The sequence below is a fragment of the Cellulosimicrobium cellulans genome, assembly GCF_016907755.1.
Taxonomy (GTDB): Bacteria; Actinomycetota; Actinomycetes; order Actinomycetales; family Cellulomonadaceae; genus Cellulosimicrobium; species Cellulosimicrobium cellulans_D.
The window spans coordinates 3971861-3990216 of the sequence record NZ_JAFBCN010000001.1; the positions used below are offsets into that span (position 1 = coordinate 3971861).

General features: G+C 75.0%; 19 protein-coding genes. 9 read left to right on the forward strand and 10 right to left on the reverse strand.

Annotated features, from left to right (window positions below):
* Nucleotides 1-35: 35 nt before the first annotated feature.
* Both JOE63_RS17175 and JOE63_RS17180 read left to right on the forward strand, forming a co-directional pair.
* On the forward strand, nucleotides 36-1400 hold the full coding sequence (locus JOE63_RS17175) for an alanine racemase (protein ID WP_087469634.1): 1365 nt from the start codon (nucleotides 36-38) through the stop codon (nucleotides 1398-1400).
* Between the two features lie 40 nt (nucleotides 1401-1440).
* Nucleotides 1441-1848, forward strand: coding sequence for a RidA family protein (locus JOE63_RS17180; protein WP_087469635.1), 408 nt, complete (start codon nucleotides 1441-1443; stop codon nucleotides 1846-1848).
* Between the two features lie 85 nt (nucleotides 1849-1933).
* On the opposite strand, the gene JOE63_RS17185 is transcribed toward JOE63_RS17180, so the two are convergent.
* Nucleotides 1934-2584 carry a manganese efflux pump MntP gene (locus JOE63_RS17185; protein WP_204542746.1) on the reverse strand — a complete coding sequence of 217 codons (651 nt, stop codon included), beginning with the start codon at nucleotides 2582-2584 and terminating at the stop codon, nucleotides 1934-1936.
* 211 nt (nucleotides 2585-2795) lie between these two features.
* Between JOE63_RS17185 and JOE63_RS17190 the strand changes: the two genes are divergently transcribed.
* On the forward strand, nucleotides 2796-4007 hold the full coding sequence (locus tag JOE63_RS17190) for an AAA family ATPase (RefSeq protein ID WP_204542748.1): 1212 nt from the start codon (nucleotides 2796-2798) through the stop codon (nucleotides 4005-4007).
* A 49-nt stretch (nucleotides 4008-4056) separates the two neighbouring features.
* On the opposite strand, the gene JOE63_RS17195 is transcribed toward JOE63_RS17190, so the two are convergent.
* The 3 genes from JOE63_RS17195 to JOE63_RS17205 all read right to left on the reverse strand — a co-directional run bounded on the left by JOE63_RS17195 (nucleotide 4057) and on the right by JOE63_RS17205 (nucleotide 6699).
* A complete protein-coding gene (locus JOE63_RS17195; RefSeq protein WP_204542749.1) occupies nucleotides 4057-5265 on the reverse strand; it encodes a glycerate kinase in 1209 nt (402 codons plus the stop codon).
* A 69-nt stretch (nucleotides 5266-5334) separates the two neighbouring features.
* Nucleotides 5335-5874, reverse strand: coding sequence for a MarR family winged helix-turn-helix transcriptional regulator (locus JOE63_RS17200; protein ID WP_204542750.1), 540 nt, complete (start codon nucleotides 5872-5874; stop codon nucleotides 5335-5337).
* A 63-nt stretch (nucleotides 5875-5937) separates the two neighbouring features.
* Nucleotides 5938-6699: an isoprenyl transferase gene (locus tag JOE63_RS17205; RefSeq protein WP_204542751.1), complete on the reverse strand. Its 762-nt coding sequence runs from the start codon at nucleotides 6697-6699 to the stop codon at nucleotides 5938-5940.
* Nucleotides 6700-6996: 297 nt separating this feature from the next.
* On the opposite strand from JOE63_RS17205, the gene trhA reads away from it, so the two are divergent.
* Nucleotides 6997-7770: a PAQR family membrane homeostasis protein TrhA gene (gene trhA, locus JOE63_RS17210; RefSeq protein ID WP_087469640.1), complete on the forward strand. Its 774-nt coding sequence runs from the start codon at nucleotides 6997-6999 to the stop codon at nucleotides 7768-7770.
* 10 nt (nucleotides 7771-7780) lie between these two features.
* Here the strand turns inward: trhA and JOE63_RS17215 are convergent, their stop codons facing one another.
* Genes JOE63_RS17215 through mca form a run of 3 tightly spaced genes read right to left on the reverse strand, consistent with a single transcriptional unit; the run spans nucleotide 7781 to nucleotide 9929 of the window.
* A complete protein-coding gene (locus tag JOE63_RS17215; RefSeq protein ID WP_204542752.1) occupies nucleotides 7781-8587 on the reverse strand; it encodes a carbon-nitrogen hydrolase family protein in 807 nt (268 codons plus the stop codon).
* A 2-nt stretch (nucleotides 8588-8589) separates the two neighbouring features.
* Nucleotides 8590-8991 carry a hypothetical protein gene (locus JOE63_RS17220; RefSeq protein ID WP_204542753.1) on the reverse strand — a complete coding sequence of 134 codons (402 nt, stop codon included), beginning with the start codon at nucleotides 8989-8991 and terminating at the stop codon, nucleotides 8590-8592.
* The gene (gene mca, locus JOE63_RS17225) at nucleotides 8988-9929 is read right to left on the reverse strand and encodes a mycothiol conjugate amidase Mca (RefSeq protein WP_167550998.1); all 942 of its coding nucleotides are present in this window, start codon (nucleotides 9927-9929) and stop codon (nucleotides 8988-8990) included. Before mca ends, JOE63_RS17220 begins: the two co-directional genes overlap by 4 nt.
* Nucleotides 9930-10124: 195 nt before the next feature.
* Between mca and JOE63_RS17230 the strand changes: the two genes are divergently transcribed.
* The 3 genes from JOE63_RS17230 (at nucleotide 10125) to JOE63_RS17240 (ending at nucleotide 12490) form a co-directional block, all read left to right on the forward strand.
* Entirely contained in the window at nucleotides 10125-10559 is a 435-nt protein-coding gene (locus JOE63_RS17230) for a DUF4307 domain-containing protein (protein WP_087469641.1), read from the forward strand.
* A 296-nt stretch (nucleotides 10560-10855) separates the two neighbouring features.
* Nucleotides 10856-11338 carry a transcription elongation factor GreA gene (gene greA / locus JOE63_RS17235; protein WP_087469642.1) on the forward strand — a complete coding sequence of 161 codons (483 nt, stop codon included), beginning with the start codon at nucleotides 10856-10858 and terminating at the stop codon, nucleotides 11336-11338.
* 162 nt (nucleotides 11339-11500) lie between these two features.
* The gene (locus JOE63_RS17240) at nucleotides 11501-12490 is read left to right on the forward strand and encodes a hypothetical protein (RefSeq protein ID WP_087469643.1); all 990 of its coding nucleotides are present in this window, start codon (nucleotides 11501-11503) and stop codon (nucleotides 12488-12490) included.
* 99 nt (nucleotides 12491-12589) lie between these two features.
* Here JOE63_RS17240 and ilvA read toward each other — a convergent pair whose 3' ends face one another.
* From ilvA to JOE63_RS17255, 3 genes are all read right to left on the reverse strand, one after another.
* The gene (ilvA, locus tag JOE63_RS17245) at nucleotides 12590-13855 is read right to left on the reverse strand and encodes a threonine ammonia-lyase (protein ID WP_087469644.1); all 1266 of its coding nucleotides are present in this window, start codon (nucleotides 13853-13855) and stop codon (nucleotides 12590-12592) included.
* Entirely contained in the window at nucleotides 13852-15147 is a 1296-nt protein-coding gene (locus JOE63_RS17250; protein WP_087469645.1) for an AI-2E family transporter, read from the reverse strand. Before JOE63_RS17250 ends, ilvA begins: the two co-directional genes overlap by 4 nt.
* 104 nt (nucleotides 15148-15251) lie before the next feature.
* Nucleotides 15252-16493 carry a cystathionine gamma-synthase gene (locus JOE63_RS17255; protein ID WP_204542754.1) on the reverse strand — a complete coding sequence of 414 codons (1242 nt, stop codon included), beginning with the start codon at nucleotides 16491-16493 and terminating at the stop codon, nucleotides 15252-15254.
* 191 nt (nucleotides 16494-16684) lie between these two features.
* On the opposite strand from JOE63_RS17255, the gene JOE63_RS17260 reads away from it, so the two are divergent.
* Nucleotides 16685-17479, forward strand: coding sequence for an SDR family NAD(P)-dependent oxidoreductase (locus JOE63_RS17260; RefSeq protein ID WP_204542756.1), 795 nt, complete (start codon nucleotides 16685-16687; stop codon nucleotides 17477-17479).
* Nucleotides 17480-17625: 146 nt separating this feature from the next.
* Nucleotides 17626-18300 (forward strand): peptide-methionine (S)-S-oxide reductase MsrA, encoded by a 675-nt coding sequence (gene msrA, locus JOE63_RS17265; protein ID WP_204542758.1) that lies wholly within the window; start codon nucleotides 17626-17628, stop codon nucleotides 18298-18300.
* Nucleotides 18301-18356 lie beyond the last annotated feature (56 nt).

The following is an 18356-nucleotide window of genomic DNA, read 5'->3' on the forward strand; positions in this document are numbered from 1 at the left end:
TCCCGCACGAGGGCACGACTCCCGAGGAGGACCGCATGACCGGCACGACGCACCACACCCTGGGTCCCGCACCTGACCGACCCTGGGCGGGCGACGGCGTCGGGCCCCGGACCAAGGGTCTGCGGCTCGACGCCCCCGCGACCGTCGCGGACGTGCTCGCGGGCTCGCCGCGCGTCACGGACGCCGCGTTCTCCTGGCCGCTGCTCACGCTCGACGACGCGACGCTCGACCACAACGTCAGCGTGGTCGCGCGCGTGTGCGCGGAGCGCGGCGTCGAGCACGCGCCGCACGTGAAGACGACGATGTCGCGCGCGCTCTACGCGCGCCAGGCCGCGGCGGGCGCGTGGGGGGCGACGGTCGCGACGCCGTCGCAGCTGCGCACCGTGCGCGACTGGGGCGTGCCGCGCGTCCTGCTCGCGAACGAGCTGCTCGACCCGCGCGAGATCGCCTGGCTGCGCGACGACCTGACCGGTGTCGTCGACGGCTCCCCCGACGAGGTGTGGCTGTGCGTGGACTCGCCGCACGGCGTCGACCTCCTCGCGCGCGGGCTCGCCGACGCTCCGGCCGCCGTCCGGGCGCGCGTCGGCGTGCTCGTCGAGCTCGGCGTCCCCGGCGGGCGCACGGGGGTGCGCAGCACCGCGGCTGCCCTGGACCTCGCGCGCGCCGTCCGGGCGTCGGGCCTGCGCCTGCTCGGTGTCACGGGGTACGAGGGCTCGGTCGCGGGCGGCACGAGCGGCGACGAGCTCGCCGCCGTCGGCGCGTGGTGCGACGGTCTGCGCGACCTCGGTTCCGCGTTCGTCCGCGAGGGCCTCGCGGGCGTCGACGAGCCGCTCGTGCTGTCCGCGGGTGGCAGCTCGTTCCTCGACGTCGTGCTGGCCGAGCTGCCCGGGCCGGTCCCGGGTGACGACCGGGGCGAGGTCGAGGTCCGCGTCGTCGTCCGCTCGGGCGCGTACGTCACGCACGACCACGGCTTCTACTCGCGCACCGACCCGTGGAGCCGCATCCCCGGCGCCGAGCCGCTGCGGGGCGCCGCGACGGTCTGGGGCCAGGTGCTGTCCGTCCCCGAGCCGGGCCTCGCGATCTGCGGCGTCGGGCGCCGCGACGTGTCGTTCGACATCGACCTGCCCGTCGCGCTCTGGCTGCGCTCGCAGTCCGACGACGGCTGGCTGCCCGCGCGCGAGCTCGCCGGGACGCGCGTCACGGCGCTCAACGACCAGCACCTCTACCTCGCGCTCGACGCGGGTGCCGGCCAGGTCACCGGCCCCGCGACCGCCCAGGTCCGCCCGGGCGACGTCGTCGGGTTCGGCATCTCGCACCCCTGCACGACGTTCGACCGTTGGCGCGTGGCCGCGGTCGTGCGCGGCGACGAGGTCGTCGACCTCGCGACCATCGACCTCTGACCCCGTTCACCCCGCGACCACGAACAACCGAGAGGACACCATGACCAGCGAGAAGACCGCGATCTCGACCCCCGACGCCCCGGCGCCCGCGCACACGTTCCACCAGGGCGTGCGCAAGGGCCCGTTCGTCCAGGTCTCCGGCCAGGGCCCCGTCGACCCCGCGACGAACGAGTACCTCTACCCCGGCGACGTCGCCGCGCAGACCACGCGCACGCTCGAGAACGTGCGCGCGATCGTCGAGGCGTCCGGCGCGACGTTCGACGACGTCGTCATGCTGCGCGTCTACCTCACGAAGCGTGAGGACTTCCCGATCATGAACGACGCGTACGGCGCGTTCGTCGCGCAGCACACCACGAAGGGCGTGCTCCCGAGCCGCACCACCGTGTTCACCGGCCTGCCGCGCGAGGAGATGCTCGTCGAGATCGACGCCTTCGCGATCACGGACTGATCCCCGCCCCGCGCTGTGGGCGTGAATTGGGCCCGGTTCTCGGTCGAGAACCGGGCCCAATTCACGCCCACAGCGGGTCGGCGGGTCAGAGCAGGATGCGCAGGCCGAGCAGGATCAGCACGGCGCCGCCCGCGACGGTCGCCCAGCGGCCCAGGCGCTCGCCCGCGCGGGCACCGAGGCGCACCCCGAGGCCGGACAGCACGAGCGTCACGACGCCCACGAGGACGACCGCGGGCAGGATCGGCACGCCGAGCACCGCGAACGTCACGCCCGACGCCGCGGCGTCGATCGACGTCGCGATCGCCAGCGGGAGCAGCACCCGGTAGGCCACGCGGGGGCGCCGGGTGACGGGCGGCGCGAGCGTCGCGACGGCAGCCGCTTGGCCGGGCGTCCCGGCTCCCGCGACGACGGTGACCCTGTCGTCCGCCGGCCCCTCCACGTGCTCGACGGCGTGCTCCGCCTCGTGCTGGAGGCCCTCCTTGACCATGTGCGCTCCGACGAACGCGAGCATCCCGCAGGCGATCCACGGCGCGACGCCGGACACCGCGTCGGCGAACCACGTGGACAGCGCCCAGCCGGCGAGCGGCATGAGCGCCTGGAAGAGGCCGAAGAGGACCGCGACGCGCGCGGTCTCGCGCCACGTCGGGCGCCGCATCCGGGTGCCCTGCGCGAGCGCCACGGCGAACGCGTCCGCCGCGAGCGCGACGGCGATCACCACGAGCTCGAGAATTCCCACGAGAAAGCAGCCTAGAAAGCGCCGGACGAAGGCGTCCAGGTGCGTCGTGGTGACGCTGGTCTCGGCATTTCCGGACGTGGCTCCCAGCATTCCTGGACGCGTTTTCCCGCATTCTCGGATACGGGTGTCCGCAACCTCGGGTGCGGACGTCCGCGGCCCGCGAGGAGGCGCGTGGGAGGCGCCGCGTAGCGTGCGCGGCAGGAGGTGACGGATGCTCGCGACGATCGCCGTGGAGGGGTACCGGTCGCTGCGCGCCCTCGTGCTGCCGCTCGACCGGCTCACGGTCGTGACCGGGGCCAACGGGACCGGCAAGTCGAGCCTGTACCGCGCGCTGCGCCTGCTCGCCGGGTGCGCGCTCGGGGGCGCGGTCGGGGCGGTCGCGCGCGAGGGCGGGCTGCGGTCGACGCTGTGGGCCGGGCCGGAGCAGGGCGGCAGCCGGGCCGTGCGCGACGGCGGGCCCGTCCAGGGCACGCGGCGGACCGCGCCCGTCGCGCTGCGGCTGGGGTTCGCGGGCGCGGCTCCGGGCGACCTCGGCTACGCCGTCGACCTCGGGCTGCCGCAGCACCCCGGCTCGGCGTTCGGCCTCGACCCGGAGATCAAGGTCGAGACGATCTGGTCCGGACCGGCCGCGCGCCCGGCGACGCTCCAGGTCGAGCGACGCGGACCCGCGGTCCGCGTGCGGGACGACGCCGGAGGCTGGGCCTCCTCACCCGCCCGGCTCCGGTCGTTCGACAGCGTGCTCACCGAGCTCGTCGACCCCGTGGGAGCGCCGGAGGTCGTCGCGGTGCGAGAGGCCCTGCGCTCGTGGCGGTTCTACGACCAGCTCCGTACCGACGCGGGGGCGCCGGCCCGCGCTCCGCAGGTCGGCACGCGCACGCCAGTCCTCGCGCACGACGGCGCGGACCTCGCTGCCGCGCTCGAGACCGTGCGCGACCTCGGTCGCGGCGACGAGCTCGACGCCGCCGTCTCCCGCGCGTTCCCCGGCAGCCGCCTCGCGGTCCAGGCCGACGAGGGACGGTTCGAGCTCGCCCTCCACCAGCAAGGCCTGCTGCGACCGCTCACCGGCGCCGAGCTGAGCGACGGCACGCTGCGGTACCTGTTCCTCGTCGCCGCGCTGCTCTCGCCGCGCCCGCCCGAGCTCCTCGTGCTCAACGAGCCCGAGACGAGCCTGCACCCCGACCTGCTGCCCGCGCTCGGCACGCTCGTGCACGCCGCGGCCCGGGAGACGCAGGTCGTCGTGGTGACCCACGCGGCGCCGCTCGTCGCGGCGCTGCGGGACGCGACGACGTCGGGCACGGCCGACCTGCCGGGCCCCGGCGACCTCCTCGAGGTCGAGCTCGTCCGGTCGCCGTTCGGCGAGACGACGGTCGCCGGGTGTGAGGGTCTGCTCGACCAGCCACCCTGGACGTGGCCCCGGCGGTGACATCGCGAGCCGGGGCCTCGTGGCTCGGCACCCGCCCTCGGGACGGCGGTCAGCGCCGCGAGGCGACGTGGAGGCTCGTGACGGTGGCGGCGAGGTCGGTCAGCCGGGAGGCCGTCCGGTCGAGGAGCTCGTCGAGCTCGATGGGGCCGGGGGCGATGCTGAACGCCGCAGCGATGCCGGCGTCGCGCGCCTGGTGCGCCGGCAGCAGGACGCGCCCCGCGAGCACGACGACCGGCGGACGGCGCGGTGCCTCGGCGGCGAGCGCGCCCATCGCGTCGGCGACCTTGCCGTTGACCGACTGCGAGTCGAACGACCCCTCGCCCGTGAAGACCAGGTCCGCGCGGCGGACCGCGTCCGGCAGCCCGACGGCCTCGGCGACGAGGCGCGCACCGGGCTCGAGCTCCGCGCCGAGGACGCCGACCATCGCCGCGGGCACGCCGCCCGCCGCGCCCGCGCCCGCGAGCTCGGACACGTCGAACCCGGCCTCCGCGACGAGCACGCCCGCCCAGCGGCGCAGGGCGTCGTCGAGGAACGCGACGTCCGCCTCCTGGGCGCCCTTCTGCGGGCCGAACACGTGCGCCGCGCCCCGCTCGCCGTGCAGCGGGTTGGTCACGTCGACCGCGAGGCGCCAGCGCACGTCGCGGGCGCGCGGGTGCAGCCCGGACAGGTCGAGGCGCGCGACCCGCGCGAGCCCCTCGCCGCCGTCGGGCACCTGCGCGCCGCCGTCGTCCAGGAGCCGCGCGCCGAGACCGGTGAGGATGCCCGCGCCGCCGTCGGTCGACGCCGACCCCCCGAGGCACACGATCACCTCGTCCACCCCGGCGTCGAGCACGGCGGCGGCCGCGGCGCCCGTGCCGAGGGTGTGCGCGTGCAGGGGCTGCAGCGCGACGTCGCTCACCTGCGGCAGGCCGCTCGCCTCCGCGAGCTCCACGACGCCCAGGCGCCCGTCGGCCGAGACCCCGAACCGCGCGGTGCGAGGGCGCCCGATCGCGTCGACCGTCGCGACCTCGCGCGCCGGCACGCCCCACACGGCGAGCAGCGCGTCGAGGGTGCCCTCGCCGCCGTCGGCCATGGGGAGCTCGACGACCTCGGCATCAGGGACGACGCTGCGCACCCCGGCGGAGACGGCGTGCGCGACGTCCGCGGCGCTCAGGCTGCCCTTGAACGAGTCGGGCGCGACGACGACGCGCAGCGGGCCGTCGGGGCGTTGCGGGGAACCGGTCTGGGTGGTGCTCGGCGTTGAGGACACGCTTCGCATCCTAGGCAGCGGGACCCGCCCCGGTCCGCCCGGGAACGGACGGACCGGACGTGTTCCCCGCCACAGCGCTCAAGGGTGCGGCTCGCCCGCCCGCGTCTCGGGGGCCGCCGCACGGATCACGTCGGGGATCACCTGCTGGGCCGCGCGCAACCGCTCGAGGAGCTCGCCGAGCGTCGTGAGCTCGTCGTCGTCGAGCGCGCCTCCCACGTAGGTCGCGATGGCGCGGGCGTGCGCGCGGCCGGTCGCCCGCTGGAGGTCCCGGCCCGCCGGGGTGAGCCGGACGAGCGTGCCGCGCGCGTCGTCGGGCGCGGACGTGCGCTCGACCAGGCCGCGGGTCGCGAGCCGATCCACCATGCGGCTCAGCGACGGCTGGCTGAGCAGGATGTACACGTTGAGGTCGCGCAGGCGCATCCCCTCGTCGGGGCCCTTGGTGAGCGAGAACAGCACGTCGTACTCGCGCAGGGTGAGACCGTCCCAGACCGGGTCGGCCTGCAGCCGACGCATGACGGTGACCTGCGCCCGGAACAACGACTCCCAGGTCTCCACCGCGAGCCGCGGGCTCCCGTGGCCGGGCGCCGTCACGTGCTCGTCCTGGCCCTGCTCGGCCATGACACCCCCGGTCCCCTCGATCGATGCGTTCGCATCGACCCTACCGGGTGGCGGGCGGCGCGCTCAGCGGCCGAGGCGACGCTCGCGCTGGGAGTAGGCGCGCAGCGCGCGCAGGTAGTCCACGCGCCGGAAGTCCGGCCAGTAGGCCTCGCAGAAGTAGAACTCCGAGTGCGCGCTCTGCCAGAGCAGGAAGCCGCCGAGCCGCTGCTCGCCCGAGGTGCGGATGACGAGCTCCGGGTCCGGCTGTCCCTTGGTGTACAGGTGCTCCTCGATGTGCTCGACGTCGAGGTTCTCCGCGAGGTCCTGCAGCCGCGCGCCCGCGGCCGCCTGCTCGCGCAGGTACGAGCGCACGGCGTCGGCGATCTCGTGCCGGCCGCCGTAGCCGATCGCCACGTTCACCTGGAGCCCGTCGACCGAGGCCGTGCGCTGCTGCGCCTCGCGGAGCGCGCCCGCGAGGCGCTCGGGGAGCAGGTCGAGGCGGCCCATGACCCGCAGGCGCCAGCGACCGGAGTCGGCGAGGTCGCGCACCGCGTCCTCGATGATGTCGAGCAGCGCGGAGAGCTCCTCCTGCGAGCGCGAGAGGTTGTCGGTCGAGAGCATCCACAGCGTCACGACCTCGACGCCCTGGTCCTCGCTCCAGCCGAGGAACTCCGTGATCTTGTCGGCACCCCGGCGGTGGCCGGTCGCCGTCGACTCGCCGAACGAGCGCGCCCACCGGCGGTTGCCGTCGAGGATGACGCCCACGTGGCGCGGCACGCTCTCGCGCGAGAGGGTCGCGGCGAGACGACGCTCGTAGAGTCCGTAGACAGGGCGGGGCAGGCGCACGACGGTTCCTCGACGGTGGAAGGACGGGTGTCGCCCGGCGGGCTGGTCCCGGGTCGGGACGTGCGGGCCGAACCCGCACACGCTACCGCTCTGGAGCGTCCGGACGGCAGGGTGCCCGCGACCGCGCACGCCCCTGCCCAGGATCTTCACACCGCGGCGCGGCGACGGCTCGCAAACCTACGCTCGCGTAACTTACGATGGCGTAGGTTCGACGGGACGGCATCGCACGCCGCTCGTCCGGCCACCCCGACGACCGACCCGACCGCGCCAGACCCTGCCCCACCCCGAGGAGACGCCGTGGACCGACCGACCGACCGCGACCGCACCCCGAGCGCGCCCACCGCCGACGCCGGACACACCCTCGCGCCCGGCAGCGGCGCGCTGGAGAACGTCCGCGAGAGCGTGGGCGACGCCGTCGAGAAGGTCGCCGAGACGGTCAAGCCCCGACTCCGGGGCTGGATCCACGCGGGGACGTTCCCCTTCGTCCTCGTGGCGAGCATCGTCCTCGTCGTCGTCGCACCCCCGGTCGCGGGCAAGGTGTCGTGCGCGATCTTCGGGCTCAGCGCGTGCCTCCTCTTCGGCACGAGCGCGGTCTACCACCGCGGCACGTGGTCGCCGCGCGTCGCCGGGGTGCTCCGCCGCGCCGACCACTCGAACATCTTCCTCATCATCGCCGGCACCTACACGCCCCTCGCCGTGCTCCTGCTCCCCCAGCGGACCGCGACGATCCTGCTCGCGATCGTGTGGGGCGGCGCCGTCCTCGGCCTCCTCGCCCGGATCCTCTGGCTCGACGCCCCCCGCTGGGTGTACGTGCCCATCTACGTCGCCCTCGGGTGGGTCGCGGTGGGCTACATGCCGCAGTTCTGGACCACGACGAACGGGCCGGCGATCGTCTGGCTCGTCGCCGCGGGCGGCCTCGCCTACACCCTCGGCGCCGTCGTCTACGGCATCAAGAAGCCGAACCCCAGCCCCCGCTGGTTCGGGTTCCACGAGATCTTCCACGTGCTCACCGTCGTCGGCTTCACGTGCCACTACATCGCGATCATGCTCGCGGCGGTCGCGGCGCGCTGAGCGCCGCCGCTCAGTCCCGGGGGACGACGGCGTAGCGGCGGTTGGCGAGCGACGGGTTGCGCTCGCGCACGCTCGCCAGGGCCGCGGGGTCGAGGTCGGCGCTGCGCAGCTCGGCACGCTCGCCCAGCTCGAGCCCCACCTGACCGTCGGGCCCCACGAGGAGCGAGCGGCCGGTCACGCCCTTGCCCGCCTGCCCGACCGCGAGCACGACGGCGGTGTTCTCGATCGCCCGCGCCCGGGCGAGGGTGCGCCACTGGTCCGCCTTGAGATCGCCCGCCGCCCACGCCGCGGGCACGACGAGCACGTCCGCACCGGCGTCGACGAGACGCCGCGCGCTCTCGGGGAACCGCAGGTCGTAGCAGGTCATGACGCCGAAGGTCAGGTCACCCACGGGCAGGACCAGCGGCGGTGCTGCCGGGTCGCCGGCGTCGAGCCGGTCGGACTCGCGGTGCCCGAACGCGTCGTAGAGGTGGACCTTGCGGTACGTGCCCACGAGCCCGCCGGACGCGTCGACGGCGACCACCACGTTGACCGCACGTCCCGCCGCGCTGCCGGGCACGAGGGTGCCTGCGATCGCGGCGACCCCCTGCTCGCGCGCGAGCCGGCACAGGGTCGTCACGAACGGCCCGTCGAGCGGCTCGGCGTGCTCGACGCCCGTGCCCCGGGGGTCGAACCCCGCCGCGTACTCGGGCAGCACGAGCAGGTCCGCGCGCACGCGCGCCGCCTCCCGGAACGCGGCACCGACCGTGACGAGGTTGGCCGCGTGGTCGGCGGAGACCTCGAGCTGGCCGATCGTGACCCGCGCCCCGGTGGCCATGGTCAGCCCTGCCGCGCGGGTCCGCCGCCGGTCGCACCGCCGGGAGCGCCGCTGCCGTCGCCCGGCGCGCCGTCGGACGGCTCGCCGTCGGAGGTCGCGCCGCCGTCGGCGTCGCCCGGCTCCAGCGGACCGTCCGCGCCGATGCCCTGCACCTCGGCGTTGTGCCGCATGCGCCGGAGCTGGCGCGACAGCGCGAAGAACAGGCCGACGGTCGCGAGCGCCACCGCGAAGATCGCGAGGAAGCCGACGAGGCCCGGCGACACGTCGTTCGGGTCGAGGTCCTCGCGCAGGGGGTCGTCCGAGGGGCTCGGCGTCGCGGTCTCGGCGACGACGTCGGCCGCCCAGCCCGGACCGCCCGCACCGGTCACCGTGAAGGAGTCCGCGAGGGACGTCGGCGTGGTCACGAGGCCGCCTCCTCGCTCGCGACGAGCTCGCGGACGCCGGCGAACAGGTCGTCCTCGGGCAGCTGCGTGGGCACGCGCGACTCGGCGAGCTCGAACTCCTCGAACGGCCACACGTCGACCTCGAGGTCGCGCGGGATCGCGAAGAAGAAGCCGTCCGGGTCGATCTGCGAGGCGTGCGCGATGAGCGCGGCGTCACGCTGCGCGTAGTAGCGCGCGACGTGGACGCGGGTCGTGACCTCGCGCTCCGGGATCTCCCGCGCGGACCGCGACTCGACCCAGTCGCCGAACGGCGACTCGAGCCCCGCGCCCTGCATCGCCTCGTGCAGCGTGCGGATGCGGTTCATCGAGAAGTCGTGGTTGTAGTAGAGCTTGAGCGGCGACCAGGGAGCCGCCCCGCCCTCGCGGCGGTAGCGGTCGGGGTCGCCCGCGGCGTGGAACGCCTCGAACGCGACGCGGTGGCACATGACGTGGTCGGGGTGGGGGTACCCGCCCGACGGGTCGTACGTCGTCACGACGTGGGGCCGGAACTCCCGCACGAGCTCGACGAGCGGCGCGGCCGCCTCCTCGAGCGGGACCAGGCCGAACGAGCCCTCGGGCAGCGGGGGCAGCGGGTCGCCCTCCGGGAGCCCCGAGTCGACGAAGCCGAGCCACTGCTGGCGGACGCCGAGCGCGCGCGCCGCCGACGCCATCTCGACGCGGCGCAGCGCGCGCATGCCCTCGATGCCCTCGGGCCCCTCGCCGAAGCTGGGGTTGAGGATGTCGCCGCGCTCGCCCCCGGTGCACGTCGCGACGAGCACGTCGACGCCCTCGGCCGCGTAGCGGGCGGCCGTCGCGGCGCCCTTGCTCGACTCGTCGTCGGGGTGGGCGTGCACGGCCAGGAGACGGAGCGTCTCCGGCTGCGCGCGGTGGGTGGTCGATCCGGCCGCGGGTTCGGCCACTGGTCCTCCCGGGTGCGTCGTACGTCTCCTCGCGGTGCCGGACCTGTCGTGGGTGCACGACGAGCGCCCGGGCTCTGCGAAGATGGGTCGAGGACATGATCCCCCACCGCGCCCACACCTGACGAACCGCCGGGACCACCGGCACGACGCCGGGCCTGCGACCGGGCGCGGCGGCACCGACCACGGGACCGCACCATGACGAACGAGACCACCGCCCCGCAGCCGACCCCGGGCGCACCCCTGCGACCGCCGGCGGGCCGCTACGGCCCCGAGCCGACGGAACGACGTCGGCGCCTGGCCGTCGTCGGGATCGTCCTCGTCGCGATCGTCGGGCTCGCGATCACGCTCGTCATCGGGCTGCGGTACGCGAACGAGCCGGTGCGGTTCAAGGACTTCGGCTACACGGTCGTGAGCCCGGAGCGGGTCGACGTGACGTTCGAGGTCTACATGGACCCGGGGACCACGGCGACGTGCACGCTCGACGCCCTCGCGGAGAGCTTCGCCCAGGTCGGGACGGTCGACGTGACGGTCGGCCCGGTCGAGGTCGCGGAGTCCCGGTACACCGTGAGCGTGGCGACCTCCGAGCTCGCCACGACGGGCATCGTCCAGTCCTGCCGCGTCGCCCCCTGAGCCGCCCGCCTGCGCGCGCGCTGACCTGCGACGTCGCTGTCGGAGCCCCGTGCTTTGCTATCCTGAGGGATTCCCGCACCCGACCGTGCGGAGCCCGAGACAGCGTGCCGGTGACAGGCACGCGTCCTCCGGGCACCACGGCGACCGGTGGGAGACCAGTCCTACGCGCTGCCACCCGGCCAGCGTCACCGACCCGGGCAGGCAGGCGCACCGCGAACGCACGCGCCCCGGCTGCCCGTACCCGCACGGCCGTGCGACCGCTCCGGCCGTCGACCATGGAAAGGAAGGAGCGAACCGTGACCGACACCACCGTCACCTGGCTGACCCAGGAGGCGCACGACAGGCTGCAGGCCGAGCTCGCCCACCTGTCCGGCGAGGGCCGCACCGAGATCGCGGAGCGCATCGCCGCCGCGCGTGACGAGGGCGACCTCAAGGAGAACGGCGGCTACCACGCCGCCCGCGAGGAGCAGGCCAAGAACGAGGCCCGCATCCGTGAGCTCACCGAGAAGCTGCGCAACGTGCAGATCGGCACGCCGCCCGACGACGGCATGGTCGAGCCCGGCATGGTCGTCACCGCGGTCGTCGCGGGCGACGAGATGACGTTCCTCCTCGGCTCGCGCGAGATCGCCGGCACGACCGACCTCGACGTGTACTCGCCGACGTCGCCGCTCGGTGCCGCGATCAACGGCAAGACCGTCGGCGACGAGACGACCTTCACCGCGCCGAACGGCAACGAGATCGCCGTGAAGATCGTCACCGCCAAGCCCTTCGAGGGCTGACGAGCGACCGGCGGCCGCGCCGCCGGGTGAGACGTGAGAAGTGGCCCCTCCGAGACCTCTCGGAGGGGCCATTTCTCGCTTCTCGAACCCTCGCGCCCGGGTCGTCCACAGGTCCACGACGCTCGTCGGCGCGGCGACGGTGTTCTCCGCCAGACTCGCGCCATGCCCGTCCCGGTCCCCGACCCGCCGTTCCTCGTCTCCGAGGCGCTGCACCTCGGTGTCACCCGCAAGCAGCTGCGCTCGCCGCGGCTCCACGCCCCGGTGCGGGGTGTCCGCATGGACGCCGCACGGCGGGAGGACCTGCGGTCGGTCGCGACCGCCGTCCGGCTCGCGCTCCCGCCGACGGCCGCCTTCTCCCACACGACGGCTGCTGCGCTGTGGGAGCTGCCGCTGCCCCGGGACGTCTCGGGCCTCGCACCGTTGCACGTGTCGGGACCGTCCGGCACGCGGGCCCTCGACGCCACCGGTGTCGTGTCGCACGGTGGCCTGCCGGCGCGCGACGTCGTGGCCCGGCACGGGCTCGACGTGACCAGCCTCGACAGGACCGTCGCGGATCTCGCGGCCCTCGTCGCCGCGGGCGGACCCGGGCTCACGGAGACCGACCTCGTGGTCGTCGTGGACTCGGTCCTCGGCGGCCGGGGGCGTGCCCGCCCGGTCCCGCCCGACCTGCTGGCCGACCGCCTGCGAGGGATGCGGGGTCGGCGCGGCGTCGTCCCGCTCGCGTCCGCCCTCGACCGGGCCCGGCGCTTCGTGGACTCACCCATGGAGACACGGCTGCGTCTGCGGCTGGTCGACTCCGGCTTCCCCTGCCCGGTCGTCGGCGCCGACGTCTTCGACGACGACGGGCGCTGGCTCGCGCGCCCGGACCTGTGCTGGCCGGACCTGCGGATCGCGCTGGAGTACGACGGGCAGCACCACCTGACCTCCGCGCGCCAGCGCCTGAACGACGTCGCGCGGCAGGAGGAGCTGGAACGCCTGGGCTGGCGCGTGATCGTGCTCTTCGCGTACGACGTCCTCGGCCGCTGGCCGTCGACCGAGGGCCGGGTGCTGCAGGCGTTCCTCGACCGCGGCGTCCGCCCGGCGGAGGTCCCGGACGCGCCCGACGCCGGCGCGCGCCCGCGCGTCGTCACCTCGGCACACCGGATCGGCTGACCCGCCGTCGTCCTCCACGGACCCGTCCGGCCCGCGGGAGCCGAGACGTGAGAAGTGGCCCCTCCGAGACGTCCCGGGAGGGCCACTTCTCGCATCTCGTCAGAGGCCGGGCGAGCCGCCGTCGCTGCGCTCGACGCGGTAGCCCTCGGAGCGCAGGTGCGCGACGAGCTCGTCGCAGTGCTCCGGCCCCTTGGTCTCGACCTGCATGCGCACCCAGGCCTCGCCGATCGCGAGGCCCACGTCGGTGCGGTCGTGGTCGATGTGCATGATGTTGCCGCGCTTCGTCGCGATGACCTCGAGCATCCGCGCGAGGGCGCCGGGACGGTCGTCGAGCAGCACCTGGAGCTGGATGTACCGGCCGGCGGCGGCGAGGCCGTGCCGCACGACCCGCAGCAGCACGAGGGGGTCGATGTTCCCCCCGGACAGCACGACGACGACCGGACCCTCGACCGGGTCCGCCGCGCCCGCGTCGACGGCCGCCGTCCCGGAGAGGAGCGCGGCGACGCCGGTGGCCCCGGCAGGCTCGACGAGCAGCTTGGCGCGCTCGGCGACCATGAGCAGCGACCGGGAGATCTCCTCCTCGGTCACCGTGCGCACCTCGACGCCGTGCTGCGCCAGGATCCCGAACGGCACCGCTCCCGGCGTGCCGACGGCGATGCCGTCGGCCATCGTCGCGGCGAGCCGCGCCGTCGTCGGCGTCCCGGCGGAGAGCGAGCCCGGGTAGGCGGCGGCCCGCTCCGCCTGCACCCCGATCACCCGCACGTCCGGGGCGGCCTGCGCGAACGCCGCCGCGAGCCCCGCGACGAGCCCGCCGCCGCCGAGCGGCGCGATCACGGTCCGGACGTCGGGCACCTGCTCGAGGATCTCCAGCGCGATCGTCGCCTGCCCGGCCACGACGTCGGGGTGGTCGAACGGGTGGATGAACACGGCGCCGGTGCGGTCGGCCTCGGCGCGCGCGGCGGCGAGCGTCTCGTCCACGTCCGCGCCGACGAGCCGGACCTCGGCGCCGTACTGGCGCGTCGCCGCGACCTTGGGCAGCGCGGCGTCCACCGGCATGTAGACGACGGCACGGATGCCGAGCAGACCGGCCGCGAAAGCAACGCCCTGCGCGTGGTTGCCCGCGCTCGCCGCGACGACGCCGCGAGCCTTCTCCTCCTCGCTCAGTCGCGCCATGCGCACGTACGCGCCGCGCACCTTGAACGACCCTGCGCGCTGGAGGTTCTCGCACTTGAGCAGCACGCGGACGCCGGCGGCCTCGCTGATGGCGCGCGTCGTCTGGACCGGGGTGCGGTACGCGACGCCGTCGAGCAGGCGGGCGGCGTCGCGGACGTCGTCGAGCGTGACCGGTACCGGCCCCGAGGTCACCGAGTCTCCCCGGGCGAGTCCTCCACGGGGCCCGCGTCCTGCGGCTCGACGACGGCGGAGTCCTCACCGGCGCCCGCGCGGGACCGACGGCGCGCGCCGACGTCCTCGAGGTCCGCCTCCGCGCGCGCGATGACCGGCGGTTGCGGGCTCCCCCGCACCACGACGCGGTCGTCCGTCCCGAGCTCGGGGAACTTGTCGTGCCCGTGCAGGTAGAGGACGACGGTGTTGAGGACCGCCGCGATCGGGACCGCGAAGAGCGCGCCGACGATCCCCGCGGCGAAGCTGCCCGCCGCGACGACGAGCAGCACGGCGACCGGGTGCAGCGAGACCGCGTGGCCCATGAGGAACGGCTGGAGGATGTGGCCCTCGATCTGCTGCACGAGCAGCACGATGCCGAGCATGACGAGCGCCTGGACCCAGCCCTGTGCGACCAGCACGACGAGCACCGCGATCGAGCCGGTGACGATGGCACCGACGATCGGGATGAACGACCCGACGAACACGAGGATGCCCAGCGGCAGCGCGAGCGACGGGACGAAGAACGCGGCGCCGACGCCGATGCCGACGGCGTCGACCGCGGCCACGAGGATCTGCGTGCGCGTGTACGCGGCGAGCGTCACGATGCCGCGGCGACCGGCCTGGTGGACGTTGTCGCGGGCACGCAGGGGCAGCAGCCCGACCACCCAGGACCAGATCGTGCGCCCGTCGAGCAGGAAGAAGAACGTGCAGAACAGCGCGATGAGGGCGCCGGCGACCACGTGGCCGATCGTCGTGGCCGCGCCCAGCGCGCCGGAGACGATCGAGTCCTGGTTCTCGGACACCGCGGTCCCGGCCTGGTCGAGCCAGTGCGAGATCGTCGTCGAGTCGAGCCCGAGCGGACCGTCGGCGAGCCACTCGGTGAACTGCTCGAACCCCTCGACGGCCTGGTCGCGCAGGTCCTGGAAGCCGCTGACGATCTGCTGCCCCGCGATGGCCACGAGCCCCGCGACGACGACGATGAGCGCGACGAGCGACGCGCCGGACGCGAGACCGCGCGACATGCGCAGGTGGCGCCGGAAGAAGCGCTGGACCGGCGTGAGCAGCACCGTGAGCAGGAGCGCCACCGCGATGGGGACGACGATCACCTTGAGCTGCGTGACGAGCCAGAGGCCGGCCGCGATCGTCAGGCCGATGAGCAGGAGCCGCCACGACCAGGCGGCGGCCGAGCGCACCGAGTCGGGCACCGCCGTCGCGCCGGGGCGCCCGGGAGGAAGCGGGTCGGGGGTCCTGTGCTGGTCGGCCTGCGCGCTCACGCACTCACCCTAGGTGAGCGACCCTCCGCTCGCGGCGCTGAACGGCCGTGGCGCGCCCGGTGTGCGCAGGATCTCCCCACCGCCCGGCGGGACCGGACCCCGGGCTACGCGAGCGCCCGGGTGAGGTCCGCGAGGAGGTCCTCGACGTCCTCGATGCCCACGGAGAGGCGGACGAGGTCGTCGGGGACCTCGAGCGCCGTCCCGGCGACGGAGCCGTGGGTCATGCGGCCCGGGTGCTCGACGAGCGACTCGACGCCGCCCAGCGACTCCGCGAGCGTGAAGACCTGGGTCCGCGCGCACACGTCGAGCGCCTTCGCCTCGCTGCCGAGGCGGAACGACACCATGCCGCCGAACCCGGACATCTGGCGCGCCGCGAGCTCGTGCTCGGGGTGCGACGCGAGGCCGGGGTAGATCACCTCGGTGACCGCGGGGTGGGCGACGAGGAAGTCGGCGACGGCGGCCGCGTTCGCCTGGTGGCGGTCCATGCGCACCGCGAGCGTCTTGAGGCCGCGGAGCGTGAGCCACGCGTCGAACGGCCCGGCGACGGCGCCCGACGCGTTCTGGTGGAACCCGACCGCGCCGGCGACGTCCGTCCCGCCCGCGGGCGACACGAGCCCGCCCGGGAGCTGGGCGCCCGTCGCCACGACGAGCGCTCCCCCGACGACGTCGCTGTGCCCGCCGACGTACTTGGTCGTCGAGTGCACGACGACGTCCGCGCCCAGCGCGAGCGGCTGCTGCAGGTACGGGGTCGCGAAGGTGTTGTCGACGACGAGCAGCGCCCCGGCGTCGTGCGCGACGCCCGCGAGCGCCGCGATGTCGCTGACCCCGAGCAGCGGGTTGGTCGGCGTCTCGACCCACACGGCGCGCGTCTCGGGGCGCACCGCGGCCCGGACCGCCTCGACGTCCGTGAGGTCGACGGGCGTGTGCTCCACGCCCCACGGCCCGAACACCCGGGCGATGAGCCGGTACGTGCCGCCGTACGCGTCGTCGGGCACGATCACGTGGTCCCCGGGTCGCACGACGGCGCGCAGCAGCGTGTCCTCCGCGGCCAGGCCTGACGCGAACGCGAACCCGCGCGCCGCGGGCGCACCGTCCGCCGTCGGGCCGAGGCCGCCGGACTCCGCGGCCGCGAGCGCCTCCTCGAGCGCGGTGCGCGTGGGGTTCGCGGAGCGCGAGTACTCGTAGCCACCGCGCAGGCCCCCGACGCCGTCCTGCTTGTACGTCGAGACCTGGTGGATGGGCGGCACGACGGCGCCGGTCGTCGCGTCCGGGTCCTGGCCCGCGTGGATCGCACGCGTGGAGAAGCCGGTGGTGGTCCAGTCGGGGTGCTCGCTCGAGGTGGTCACCCGACCACCCTACGGCGCACCCCCGGCGCCGAGCAGGTGGTCGTGGTCCGTCCCGCTGCCCGGACGACCCGGGACCGCCTGCTCGGCCCGCGGGGAGCGCCTGCCCGGGGGCGCCGCGGTGGCGTCCGGGGTCGTCGCGGGGGACGGTGGGTGGGGCGGCGCGCGTCGCCGCCGGCGCGGAGGGAGCACGCATGAAGATCGACCTCGGCGGGCGCAGGGCGCTCGTCACCGGCTCGGCGCAGGGCATCGGCCTCGCGATCGCGCGCGCCCTCGCGGGGTGCGGTGCGGCGGTCGTCGTCAACGGGCGCTCGGAGGAGACGTCGCAGCGCGCGGCGGACGACGTGCGTGAGCACGTCCCGGGGGCGGACGTGCTCGGCGTGGCAGCCGACCTCGCGACCGACGCGGGCGCGGCGGCGGTGCTCGCCGCCGTGCCGCACGTCGACGTCCTGGTGAACAACCTCGGCATCTTCTCGAGCGAGGACCCGCTCGCGATCGACGACGCCACGTGGCGCCGCTACTTCGAGGTGAACGTCCTGGCGGGCGTGCGGCTCACGCGCGCGTACCTGCCGGGGATGATCGAGCGCGGGTGGGGCCGCGTGCAGTTCGTGGGCAGCGACTCGGCGGTCGTGATCCCGGCCGAGATGATCCACTACGGCGTGAGCAAGACGGCGCTGCTCGGCGTCTCGCGCGGGTTCGCCAAGGCGGCGGCCGGCACGGGCGTCACGGTGAACAGCGTGCTCGCCGGTCCCACGCACACGGGCGGGGTCGAGGCGTTCGCGCGCGAGCTCGTCGGCGACGACCTCCCCTGGGACGAGGCGCAGCGCGTGTTCATGCGCGAGCACCGCCCGCAGTCGCTGCTGCAGCGGCTCATCGAGCCGGAGGAGATTGCGCACCTGGTCGCCTATCTCGCCTCGCCGCTGGCGTCGGCGACGACGGGTGCGGCCGTGCGCGTCGACGGCGGCTACATCGACTCGATCGTCCCGTGAGAGGCTCGGGCGGTGCGCCCGCCCGGGCTCGTCGGGCTCCGGCGCCGGCCCGGAACACCCGCCGCCCCCGCGGCGTTCTACCCCGTGCCAGGACGATGCGTCGTGGGCCAGCGCCCCGGTCGTCCGGGTACTTCAGGAGGTAAGCGATGAACTCGATCTTCGACGCGATCTTCGGCTCGTCCGGCAAGACGACGATGATCGCCCCCGAGGACGCGCTGCCCGGGCGCCAGTCGCCCGTGCTGCAGACCCCGCGTCCCCACACCGTGCTCGGCACCTCGATCACCGGCCCGTGGCCGGAGGGCACGCGCGTGCTCTACCTGGCGATGGGCTGCTTCTGGGGCGCCGAGGAGATCTTCTGGCAGGTGCCCGGGGTGGTGAGCACCGCCGTCGGCTACATGGGCGGCACGACGCCGAACCCGACCTACGAGGAGGCGTGCACCGCGCGCACGGGCCACACCGAGACGGCGCTCGTCGCGTACGACCCCGCGAGGGTCACCGAGGAGGAGCTGCTCAAGATCTTCTGGGAGCGCCACGACCCGACGCAGGGCTACCGTCAGGGCAACGACGTCGGCACGCAGTACCGGTCCGCCGTCTACTGGACGACACCGGAGCAGGAGCAGGCGGTCCGCGAGACGGCCGCGCGCTACTCCGCGGTGCTCGAGGCCAAGGGCTACGACCCCGTGACGACCGAGATGCGCCCCGCGGCCGAGGCCGGCCCGTTCTTCTACGCCGAGGACTATCACCAGCAGTACCTCGACAAGAACCCGAACGGCTACCGCTGCCACGCGACGACGGGCGTCCCGTTCCCGAGCGCCGCGTAGCACCCGCCGAAGAGTGAGCCGTGGCCCCTGATCCCCGTGGATCGGGGGCCACGTCT

Coding starts and splice junctions, on each gene's coding strand:
- JOE63_RS17175 (WP_087469634.1), top strand. CDS start 36: ATGACCGGCACGACGCACCACACCCTGGGTCCCGCACCTGACCGACCC.
- JOE63_RS17180 (WP_087469635.1), top strand. CDS start 1,441: ATGACCAGCGAGAAGACCGCGATCTCGACCCCCGACGCCCCGGCGCCC.
- JOE63_RS17190 (WP_204542748.1), top strand. CDS start 2,796: ATGCTCGCGACGATCGCCGTGGAGGGGTACCGGTCGCTGCGCGCCCTC.
- JOE63_RS17195 (WP_204542749.1), bottom strand. CDS start 5,265: ATGCGAAGCGTGTCCTCAACGCCGAGCACCACCCAGACCGGTTCCCCG.
- JOE63_RS17200 (WP_204542750.1), bottom strand. CDS start 5,874: ATGGCCGAGCAGGGCCAGGACGAGCACGTGACGGCGCCCGGCCACGGG.
- JOE63_RS17215 (WP_204542752.1), bottom strand. CDS start 8,587: ATGGCCACCGGGGCGCGGGTCACGATCGGCCAGCTCGAGGTCTCCGCC.
- JOE63_RS17230 (WP_087469641.1), top strand. CDS start 10,125: ATGACGAACGAGACCACCGCCCCGCAGCCGACCCCGGGCGCACCCCTG.
- JOE63_RS17240 (WP_087469643.1), top strand. CDS start 11,501: ATGCCCGTCCCGGTCCCCGACCCGCCGTTCCTCGTCTCCGAGGCGCTG.
- JOE63_RS17260 (WP_204542756.1), top strand. CDS start 16,685: ATGAAGATCGACCTCGGCGGGCGCAGGGCGCTCGTCACCGGCTCGGCG.
- msrA (WP_204542758.1), top strand. CDS start 17,626: ATGAACTCGATCTTCGACGCGATCTTCGGCTCGTCCGGCAAGACGACG.